Origin of the sequence: Bacillus sp. ISL-51, assembly GCF_018613535.1 — a bacterium.
Classification (GTDB): Bacteria; Bacillota; Bacilli; order Bacillales; family Bacillaceae; genus Bacillus.
The window spans coordinates 232,493-241,932 of record NZ_JAGGQB010000012.1 but is presented as its reverse complement, the minus strand read 5'-3'; the positions used below and the strand labels follow the sequence as shown (position 1 = coordinate 241,932).

At 44.8% G+C, this 9,440-nt stretch carries 10 protein-coding genes and 1 riboswitch; of the genes, 8 read left to right on the top strand and 2 right to left on the bottom strand.

The window, feature by feature from the left end; translation table 11 throughout:
* Positions 1-122: 122 nt before the first annotated feature.
* A complete protein-coding gene (gene serA, locus J7E26_RS16255; protein WP_214814392.1) occupies positions 123-1,700 on the bottom strand; it encodes a phosphoglycerate dehydrogenase in 1,578 nt (525 codons plus the stop codon).
* Positions 1,701-1,915: 215 nt separating this feature from the next.
* Positions 1,916-2,050: riboswitch (FMN riboswitch) on the top strand.
* Positions 2,051-2,137: 87 nt separating this feature from the next.
* Here serA and J7E26_RS16250 point away from each other — a divergent pair.
* Positions 2,138-2,770, top strand: coding sequence for an ECF transporter S component (locus tag J7E26_RS16250; protein ID WP_353618102.1), 633 nt, complete (start codon positions 2,138-2,140; stop codon positions 2,768-2,770).
* 125 nt (positions 2,771-2,895) lie between these two features.
* Here the strand turns inward: J7E26_RS16250 and J7E26_RS16245 are convergent, their stop codons facing one another.
* Positions 2,896-3,144, bottom strand: a complete 249-nt coding sequence (locus J7E26_RS16245; RefSeq protein ID WP_003153403.1) for a ferredoxin — start codon at positions 3,142-3,144, stop codon at positions 2,896-2,898.
* Positions 3,145-3,405: 261 nt separating this feature from the next.
* On the opposite strand from J7E26_RS16245, the gene J7E26_RS16240 reads away from it, so the two are divergent.
* The 7 genes from J7E26_RS16240 to J7E26_RS16210 all read left to right on the top strand — a co-directional run bounded on the left by J7E26_RS16240 (position 3,406) and on the right by J7E26_RS16210 (position 9,425).
* Complete coding sequence (locus J7E26_RS16240; RefSeq protein WP_214814388.1) at positions 3,406-4,464, top strand: YpbB family protein; 1,059 nt, start codon at positions 3,406-3,408, stop codon at positions 4,462-4,464.
* Positions 4,457-5,947 (top strand): RecQ family ATP-dependent DNA helicase, encoded by a 1,491-nt coding sequence (locus tag J7E26_RS16235; protein WP_214814386.1) that lies wholly within the window; start codon positions 4,457-4,459, stop codon positions 5,945-5,947. Before J7E26_RS16240 ends, J7E26_RS16235 begins: the two co-directional genes overlap by 8 nt.
* Before the next feature lie 14 nt (positions 5,948-5,961).
* On the top strand, positions 5,962-6,549 hold the full coding sequence (locus J7E26_RS16230) for a CPBP family intramembrane glutamic endopeptidase (protein ID WP_214814384.1): 588 nt from the start codon (positions 5,962-5,964) through the stop codon (positions 6,547-6,549).
* Complete coding sequence (locus J7E26_RS16225) at positions 6,527-7,294, top strand: LysM peptidoglycan-binding domain-containing protein (protein ID WP_214814382.1); 768 nt, start codon at positions 6,527-6,529, stop codon at positions 7,292-7,294. Before J7E26_RS16230 ends, J7E26_RS16225 begins: the two co-directional genes overlap by 23 nt.
* A 63-nt stretch (positions 7,295-7,357) precedes the next feature.
* Complete coding sequence (locus tag J7E26_RS16220; protein WP_214814380.1) at positions 7,358-7,816, top strand: YpbF family protein; 459 nt, start codon at positions 7,358-7,360, stop codon at positions 7,814-7,816.
* Positions 7,817-7,902: 86 nt separating this feature from the next.
* Positions 7,903-8,691: a metallophosphoesterase gene (locus J7E26_RS16215; protein ID WP_214814378.1), complete on the top strand. Its 789-nt coding sequence runs from the start codon at positions 7,903-7,905 to the stop codon at positions 8,689-8,691.
* Positions 8,692-8,840: 149 nt separating this feature from the next.
* Positions 8,841-9,425: a genetic competence negative regulator gene (locus J7E26_RS16210; RefSeq protein ID WP_214814376.1), complete on the top strand. Its 585-nt coding sequence runs from the start codon at positions 8,841-8,843 to the stop codon at positions 9,423-9,425.
* Positions 9,426-9,440: the final 15 nt, after the last annotated feature.

The window sequence follows — 9,440 nt, the reverse complement described above, 5'->3', positions numbered from 1 at the left end:
TATTCAAGCGAAACTAAACAACCAGCCGCCGGTCATATACCGGCAGCTGGCTGCTTAAAGGTGTTTTGATCCCTGTCTCAAAAACGGGGGTCAGTCCCTTAATGTTTTGGGTTTTTTGCTTGTTACGGAAGGTCAATCAATTTGACGGATACAATATCCTGAATGGCGGTCAGCTCATTGACGACTTTCTCTTCTAAGTGTTTGTCAAAAGAAAGCATCATGATCGCTTCTCCGCCTTTTTCTTTGCGTCCTACCTGCATGGTGGCGATATTGATATCATTATCACCTAGGATGCGGCCGACACGCCCGATAACGCCGGTCGTATCTTGATGCTGGATGTACACTAGGTGTCCGGCAGGGTTTAAGTCAATATTAAATCCGTTCAATTCAACAATACGCTCACCGAAGTGCGGGATATACGTAGCCGTTAATGTAAATGTGCTGCGGTCTCCGGTTACTTTTACGCTGATGCAGTTATCATATCCAGATTCAGAGGAGGAAATCTTTTCACTGAAGCTGATACCGCGCTCCTTAGCGACACCTCCGGCATTGACTTCATTAACCGTTGAATCGACACGCGGTTTTAGGAAGCCGGAAAGCAGGCTTTTTGTGATAAATGATGTTTCAAGTTTGGCAATGGTCCCTTCGTATTGAATAGCGACGTCCTTTACGGGTTCCTTCATGCACTGTGACACAAGGCTGCCGATTTTGTCAGCGATTTGATGATACGGCTGAATTTTTTTGAATTCATCTTTTGTCATTGCCGGCAGGTTGATCGCTGACATGACCGGCAGACCTTTTGCAAACTGCAAAACTTCTTCCGAAACCTGAGCCGCGACATTCAGCTGGGCTTCTTTTGTGGAAGCGCCTAAATGTGGTGTAGCAATCACTAACGGGTGATCAGGAAGCTTTGATTCAACAGGCGGCTCCACTTCAAACACGTCAAGCGCAGCTCCTGCGACATGGCCGCTTTCGAGCGCCTCCAAAAGCGCAGCTTCATCAATAATTCCGCCTCTTGCACAGTTCACAAGGCGAACGCCTTTTTTGGTTTTGGCAATGGTTTCTTTATTAAGCAATCCTCTTGTCTCCTTTGTTAAAGGAGTGTGGACGGTAATGATATCTGCGCTTTCAAGCACTTCTTCAAACGTCCGGCTGTTGACGCCGATTTTGCCTGCTCTTTCTTCAGTTAAAAACGGATCGAACACATGAACCGTCATGCCGAAAGCTCTGGCGCGCTGTGCAATTTCGCTTCCGATTCGGCCTAGCCCGATAATGCCCAATGTTTTTCCGTAAAGCTCTGCTCCGACAAAAGCCGTCCGGTTCCATTCTCTTGATTTCACTGAGATATTGGCTTGCGGAATATGTCTCATTAATGAAGAAATCATCGCGAATGTATGCTCGGCAGTGGAAATCGTATTTCCGTTTGGCGCATTAATGACGATAACCCCGTGTTTTGTGGCCTCATCAATGTCGATATTATCCACGCCGACACCGGCTCTTCCGACGATTTTCAATGAAGTCATTTTTTTGAATAACTCTTCCGTTACTTTCGTGGAACTGCGGACTAACAAAGCATCAAAGGTATGTAATTCATCTTCTGCGTCCGCGGCGTTTTTTTGTACAATTTCTATAAAATCTGAATCCATTAGCGGCTTTAAGCCGTCATTGCTCATCTTATCTGAGACCAAAACTCGAAACATTGTTAGATTTCCTCCTAGTTTAGCTGACTAAATATCTGATAATTTATCATATTCTTAATATAGTGTCAATGTGTATTGACGCAGTAAAGGAGAAAAGGAAACGCAATCATTTCAATTGTGATAAGGCAGTGAACATGATAAATATTTATTTTGAAATTGAGCAGTTCTCTATACAATTCCATACGGATCGTTTATAATGTGAATAAATTCATATGATCAATCTTCGGGGCAGGGTGCAATTCCCTACCGGCGGTGATGAGCATAAAGCTCTAAGCCCGCGAGCTGCTTCGGCAGCAGGATCCGGTGAGATTCCGGAGCCGACAGTATAGTCTGGATGGGAGAAGATGGAGGTTCAGCGAGCGTTTTGATGATCATATCAAACGTTTCTTTGCCAAGCCTAAGTAAGCTCCCGCTTTTTGATAAAAGCGGTTTTTTTATTGGGCTGTAAAAGAACCTTTCCACTTTTCGAGAGATTGGATCGAAAAGGAGAGAGCATTGTGAAAGTCAAAAAATTAGTTGTCATCAGTATGCTTAGCAGCATTGCCTTTGTGCTTATGCTGTTAAATTTCCCGTTTCCGGGTCTTCCGGATTACTTGAAAATCGATTTCAGTGACGTTCCTGCGATCATCGCCATCTTGGTTTACGGACCTGCGGCGGGTATTGCGGTGGAAGCCATTAAAAATATTCTTCAATATATCATTCAGGGAAGCATGGCCGGCGTGCCTGTCGGGCAAGCAGCCAACTTTATCGCGGGAACGCTGTTTATTTTGCCGACGGCGTTTATGTTTAAAAAGCTGAACTCTGCAAAAGGGCTTGCGGTGAGCCTATTGGCGGGAACTGCGGCTATGACCGTATTAATGAGCATTTTAAACTATATTCTGATCCTGCCCGCATATACTTGGTTTTTACATTCACCGGCACTGTCAAACAGCCAATTAAAAACAGCGATTGTGGCGGGGATATTACCGTTTAATATTGTGAAAGGCATCATCATTACAATCGTGTTTACATTTATTTTTAAGAAGCTTAAACCTTGGATTGAACAAAAACGCAGTATTCAAACGCCATAATGAAAAAGCGTCCGGCCATGGAAAGAAGGCCGGGCGCTTTTGTTTGTTTTACAAAAATAAAGACCCCGGCTGCAATTGGACCGGGGTCTTTCCTGAATTAAAAAGCTCCTCGCGGAGGGCTTTTTCTATTCGTATTTTAGCGGGTCGCCTTCGAACGGTTCATCCGCAACTTTGATTGAATCAGTAGGGCATCCTTCAAATGCGTCAATCATATCTTCTTCCAGAACTTCCGGAACTTCAACGACGCCTTTATTTTCGTCAAGTGTAACGAATGCAATGCCTTCATCATCATAATCATAAATGTCTGGTGCAGCAGCTCCGCAAGCGCCGCATGCAATACACGTATCTTTATCTACAATTGTGTACTTTGCCATGAATAAAACCTCCCAGATTGTTCGTGTTGGAACAAATGGTTTACCTTATATATTTTTTAAATATAACACCTATTCCTCTTACTTATTGTAATGATGTTAGTGTCAAATTTCAACAGAAAAATGATTGAGAATGCTTATCATATAAGGGATTCTCTATAGCACTTCCCCCTAAAAGATGACTTTAAACATCAATTTTATTTGAAAATCTGTTAAAATAAAAAACAACGAATCTTGTCAGGAAGAAATGTAGGTGTGTTTAGATTGGCGATAAACTACTTCGATACCGTGGTTCTCGACTGTCTGGACAAAATAGACGGCGAACGGACACAAAGTGCTGTGTTTCATTTATTAAAAGGAAAAAAGTCGTCCCAAACCATTCAGGATGCCGGCTTATTTCAGATTGCTAAATATTTCGGCATGGCTTCCCAGTGTGAACGCGGTGATATTGCAGCTGCAATACATAAACTCACCGGGCACTCTTACATTGAAGCGGGAAAAGAAACAAGTGCGTTTAAAGTGACGGCCCGCGGCGTTCAGGAGCTTGAACAGGCGTTTGCCGAGCGGCCTTGGCCTCAGCACTGCCACGGCGCCAATTATCAAACGCCGGCAGTCATCCTGTGGAAGCGGCTGTCCCTGCTCGTTCAAGTGCTTTCAAATAAAGAGCATCAGTGCAGTCAATATATACCGGTGACCAACGATGTTCAGACGCTGAGATGGGTCAAACGGTTCATGCGGCAAAAGACGGATCATAAAGAGCTTTCTGTCAAGCTGCATGACATGCTTTCTCATTATTTGAATCAATTGAACGGACAGCAGGCGCTTATTTTTGTCTGCTCATTAACCTCATTTGAACGAATCGGAAGCACAAATAAACAGCTGGCCGATGAATTGGCCGAAGATGAGTGGTATGTGTCCATCCAGTTTTGGGGGGTGCTGCATTATGTTATTCAATCATTACCCCAATGTTCACATCCCGTTTTGCGGGAGCTTCTGTCCGATCTTCAGGCAGAAAGCGCCCTTACACAGTCCGCCAGAAAAACCCTTGAGCTTGTGCAAAAAGGATTTCCGATTGAACGGATTGCGGCAATCAGAAACTTAAAAACCGCCACGATTGAAGACCATATTGTGGAGATTTCTTTACAGCAGCCCGCCTTTTTTATTGAACAGTACATTTCTAAAGAAGAGCAGCGCATGATAGCGGCATTTGCAAAACAGCATCAAACCAATAAAATCAAACGGATTCGTGAAGGGTTGCAGATGCGATTCAGCTATTTTCAGATCAGGCTGGCGCTGGCAAAGACGGTGAAACAGTATGACTGAGCTGCAAAAAGCATTATATCGGCATTTTGGTTTCCGCTCGTTTAAAAAAGGGCAGGAAGAGATTATAAACAGCGTGCTCCAAAAACAGGATACAATTGCAATGCTGCCGACCGGCGGAGGAAAATCATTGTGCTACCAGCTTCCAGGTTACATGCTGGAAGGTTTGGTGCTGATTATTTCACCGCTTCTCTCATTAATGGAAGACCAGGTGCAGCAGCTGAAGGCGGGGGGAGAAAAGCGAGTGGCTGCTTTAAACAGCATGCTGAGTCCGAACGAAAGACATTTTCTTCTCAGCAACATCAGCCGATACAAATTTCTCTACCTGTCCCCTGAAGCTCTGTCGTCACCATATGTGCTGAACCGTCTGAAAAGCGTCCCTGTCAGTTTATTTGTCATTGACGAGGCTCATTGCATTTCCGAATGGGGGCATGATTTCAGGCCTGATTATTCAAAACTCGGGCCTTTCAGAAAAGCACTCGGCCAGCCGCCTGTGTTGGCGCTGACTGCGACGGCAACGAAAGAAACGCTTCTTGACGTGGCGGATGTGCTCGGGCTGGAGCATGCTGTGCGACATCTTTATTCAGTCAACCGGCCGAATATTCTTTTGGCGGTTGAAAACTGCACAGATACAGCCGAAAAGATAAATAGGATAGCAGAGCTTGCTGAAAAGCTTGAAGGCCCCGGGATCGTATATTGTCCGACGAGAAAGTGGGCGGAAGAGCTTGCGGCTGAGCTGAACGAAAAAACGGGAAAGCGGACTGACTATTATCACGGAGGAATGGACACTGGAGACAGAATTTTAATTCAGCAGCAATTTATCCATAACCAGCTCGATTGCATATGCTGTACAAATGCGTTTGGTATGGGAGTGGACAAGTCTGATATCCGCTTCGTGATTCACTTTTCTCTTCCTCAAACGGCTGAAGCCTTTATGCAGGAAATCGGCAGAGCGGGCCGCGACGGCAAACCGAGTGTCAGCATTTTGCTGAGAGCCCCCGGCGATATTGAACTTCAGCAGCAGATCATTCAGATGGAAAGTCTGTCGGATTATGATCTGGAAGCCATTCTGTCCACCATAAAAAACGCCGGAACAAGAGAAGAAAGGGAGCTTCGCGACGTTCTGATAAACGGAGGCGTTCAAGAAACACAGGCGCGGACAGCCGTCCACCTGTATCTTCAGGGGAAAACGTCCAAGGAGCTCCTTCAAAAAGAGCTGACACGCCGTTTAGAGAACAAACTTCATAAAATGCACCGCGTTTCAGCGTTATTAGGACGAAAAGAGTGTATAAGAGAAGCGCTATTAGCTTATTTTGATGAATCGTACGAGCCTGACGGTCAAACCGGGCAATGCTGCACCAGCTGCGGGATCGACCTGTCGCCCTACGAACAAAAAGGAGAACGGAAAAACATGGAGCGGTTTGACAATTGGAAGCTGGAATTAGATCGAATCTTCGGCCTGCGGTCTGCGGGTGAGCTCAGCTGAGACGGCAACGCGAAATGATCCATCAGCTTACAGATCGGGACATTGTAAAACAGCTGTATTTTACTCAATTCGTTATATTGATTTTGTCAGCTGTGACAGGCTTTTTCTTTTTTGAGGATTTTCACGATTTTTTCAAGCTGTGGAATATAAGGGACGAATATATCATATGGTACGGTGTGCCTCTTGCCGTCTTTGTCATTTTTACTGATATGGCGGTGATGAAGTGGTGTCCGCGTCATTTATATGATGACGGGGGGATTAACGAATTGCTTTTTCGGAACAGGCCGGTGCCTCATCTGCTTTTTTTGACGCTTCTGATTGCATTTGCCGAAGAAATTCTATTCAGAGGCGTCTTGCAGACACATATCGGTTTATGGGCCGCAAGCCTTGTTTTTGCCGTGCTTCACTTCAGGTACTTGACGAAATGGCTGCTATTTATCATGGTAACAGGTATCAGCTTGATGCTGGGGCTTATCTATGAATGGACCGGCAATTTATTCGTTCCGGTTACAGCGCATTTTATTATTGATGCGGTATTTGCCTGTCAAATCCGTTTTCAATATGTTAGGAGGGGTTTGCATGACGGAAATGTCAAGAGTTGAAAGAAAAAAAGCTCAGCTGCGTGCCGAGCAGCAGATTGCCGCGGCAGCGGATGAACAAATTGAGTATCTTGAAGACAGCCTCCCGACAAGACAATCTGTAAAAGAGGAGCGTAAAAAAAAGGAAGAACAGGTGAAGGAAAAAACCAAATCGAAAACGCCGCTGTTCACCTTTCTCACCGTGCTGTTTATCGTAGTAACGATAGGTGTCTTTTTCGGTCTTCTTTATATGACGAACAGCAGCAGATTTGACCCGAAGGATTATGAAGATGTCTTCATAGACCATAGCGAAAGCGCGCCTGCCGTTATCCCAAAAACGGACGTGCAGAAGGAATCAGCAGAAACCGCTCTTTTAGAAAAGCCTGAAAAAAAGGCAGAGGATAAAAAAGAAAAGCAAGAAAATGTATCAGCGCCGAAAAAAACGGCGGAAAAAACCGATACAGTAAAAACCGATACACCTTCAGAAAAAAAGGAAAAAACTACAGACACCGAATACGCGGAGACAAAACAGCAGTCTCCGCCGGCTGTCCGTGAAGCAACGGCTGAAACAAACAAGCAGAATGAACCTGAGACCCGAAAAGAGCAGCAGGTCGTAAAACATACAGTGCAGCAAAAAGAAACGCTTTACCGCATTTCTATGAAATATTACAAAAGCAGAGCGGGTGAGGAAAAAATCCGCAGCTATAACCGTTTAAACGGAAATGAAGTTTATGCCGGTCAGGTTCTGAGCATTCCTTTATCCGATTAAATGCATGTTTTCGCCGCGTCGTTCATATAGTGTACCAATGAAAATGGACAAGGTGTGAAGCGCATGGATTCATTATGGAAGCAATTAGACCGATTTGTTGACGGGCCGACGAAACAAATGCTTCAGGCGCTGGTCAAAAGAAAATTGAAATACGAAAATTATGCCAGACAATGCCGAAGATGGCAGTGGACTTCCCTCGTTTGTTTTTCCCTGATGTGCGTATTGCTCATCTTTAAAAGCTTCAATGCGCCGCAAGCTTCTCCGCAGCTGATTCTGCAAGAGATATTAAGCCATACAGTTTATTTATGCTGGATCATGGTTTCCGCTTTCGCGTACTGCACTTCTTACTATTTTAAAAAAAAGGAAGAAAAAGCTGAGGGAGAATATCATAAGCTGAGATGTGAAATTATCCAAAAAAGCACGGATTTGTGGCCGCAGCCGGAGAAATGGAGAGCGAGAGAATCTGTTTTTCACCTGATGAAACATCGGTATGATATAAATCTTTATTTTGAAAGCAAATAAGATGAGGCGTTTTCCGGAAAGGATAGAAACGTCTTTTTTTGTTTGTCCGTCTAATCAGAGACATTTACAGAATGGAGAGTGCTTTTATGAAGCTTGCAGCGGGTATTCTTGGCTCACTGGCAGGAGCGGCTGCTGTCATGGCCGCCGTCATGTACAAAACAGCAAAAGGCTGTCATCTGAAAACACATACCTTTACCCTTCGGAAGATGAAAGGGATGGAGCCGCTCACAATTTTTTTTATTTCTGACGTGCACAGACGTTTAATTGACGAAAGCCTTTTAAATGAAGCATCCGCTCATAAGCCTGATGTGGTATTGCTCGGCGGTGATTTAGCTGAGGGCGGAGTCCCTTACGCGAGAATTGAAGAAAACATCAAGCGGCTTACAAGACTCGCACCCGTGTTCTATGTATGGGGGAATAACGATTACGAAGTCAGCCAGCAGAAGCTGCTCTCTATTTTCAACACATACAAGGTCATTCCGTTGAGAAACGAATCTGTTTTGTTTACCTATAAAGGAGAGACAGTTACAATCATCGGTGTCGATGACATCAGAATGATGATGGACGATTACGGGTCTGCGATCAGAAATATTGACGAAAACCGGGTGAATGTACTGCTTTGTCATAATCCAGACATCCGCGAGCAAATGAGCGAATCAGACGGAATTGACGCCGTTTTCAGCGGCCATACGCACGGAGGCCAGATCCGGCTCGGACAATTCGGACCGTATGAATTAGGCAAAACAGGCACTGTAAAGCAGGCGCATTATTTGATCAGCAATGGCTACGGCACCACAAAAGTTCCGCTGAGATTCGGAGCGAAACCTGAGACACACATCGTCCGGCTGTGCGGCCCCGATGCGTCTTTTTCTTAAAACGGGGGGCCGGGCGGATAAAAAACGGCATTGTGCTTGTCTTCCCGCTGTACACGGTGTAAACTGATAACAAATTAAGAACCTATGACTCATTTATTCATATACTGTGTTATATGATTTGTGTGCAAGAAGAGGCAGGAGGGAACATTATGCGGCTTGAGCGTCTGAATTATAATAAGATTAAAATCTTTTTGACCCTCGACGATCTCACGGATCGGGGACTGACAAAAGAAGACCTCTGGAAGGACTCTTTTAAAGTCCACCAGTTATTTAAAGATATGATGAATGAAGCAAATACAGAGCTCGGCTTTGAAGCGAATGGTCCGATCGCGGTTGAAGTGTATTCTCTTCAGGCACAAGGCATGGTTGTGATTGTGACGAAAAATCATGACGCGGAGGCAGAAGACGACGAATACGATGATGATTATATCGAGATGCAGGTCAAACTTGACGAAAGCGCAGATATTATTTATCAATTTCATTCCTTTGAAGATATTATTCAGCTTGCCGGCAGCCTGCATCGCATCGGTATTACCGGCGGCACCGTCTATCACTATGAGGACCAGTATTATGTAAGCCTTGAAGACCTCGGCTCCCAATCTGCCGAAGGCGTCGTCGCGGTTTTAGCCGAATACGGGCATCCGGCGACCCTGACGATTTACAGGCTTCACGAATACGGAAAACTGATTATGGACGGAAATGCAGTGGAGACCATCCAAGCTCATTTTTCGTAAAAACGTATATGTAAC

Bases quoted from the DNA above. Each gene is read 5' to 3' on its own strand.
- serA (WP_214814392.1), bottom strand. From the start codon at position 1,700: ATGTTTCGAGTTTTGGTCTCAGATAAGATGAGCAATGACGGCTTAAAG.
- J7E26_RS16245 (WP_003153403.1), bottom strand. From the start codon at position 3,144: ATGGCAAAGTACACAATTGTAGATAAAGATACGTGTATTGCATGCGGC.
- J7E26_RS16235 (WP_214814386.1), top strand. From the start codon at position 4,457: ATGACTGAGCTGCAAAAAGCATTATATCGGCATTTTGGTTTCCGCTCG.
- J7E26_RS16230 (WP_214814384.1), top strand. From the start codon at position 5,962: ATGATCCATCAGCTTACAGATCGGGACATTGTAAAACAGCTGTATTTT.
- J7E26_RS16225 (WP_214814382.1), top strand. From the start codon at position 6,527: ATGACGGAAATGTCAAGAGTTGAAAGAAAAAAAGCTCAGCTGCGTGCC.
- J7E26_RS16220 (WP_214814380.1), top strand. From the start codon at position 7,358: ATGGATTCATTATGGAAGCAATTAGACCGATTTGTTGACGGGCCGACG.
- J7E26_RS16215 (WP_214814378.1), top strand. From the start codon at position 7,903: ATGAAGCTTGCAGCGGGTATTCTTGGCTCACTGGCAGGAGCGGCTGCT.
- J7E26_RS16210 (WP_214814376.1), top strand. From the start codon at position 8,841: ATGCGGCTTGAGCGTCTGAATTATAATAAGATTAAAATCTTTTTGACC.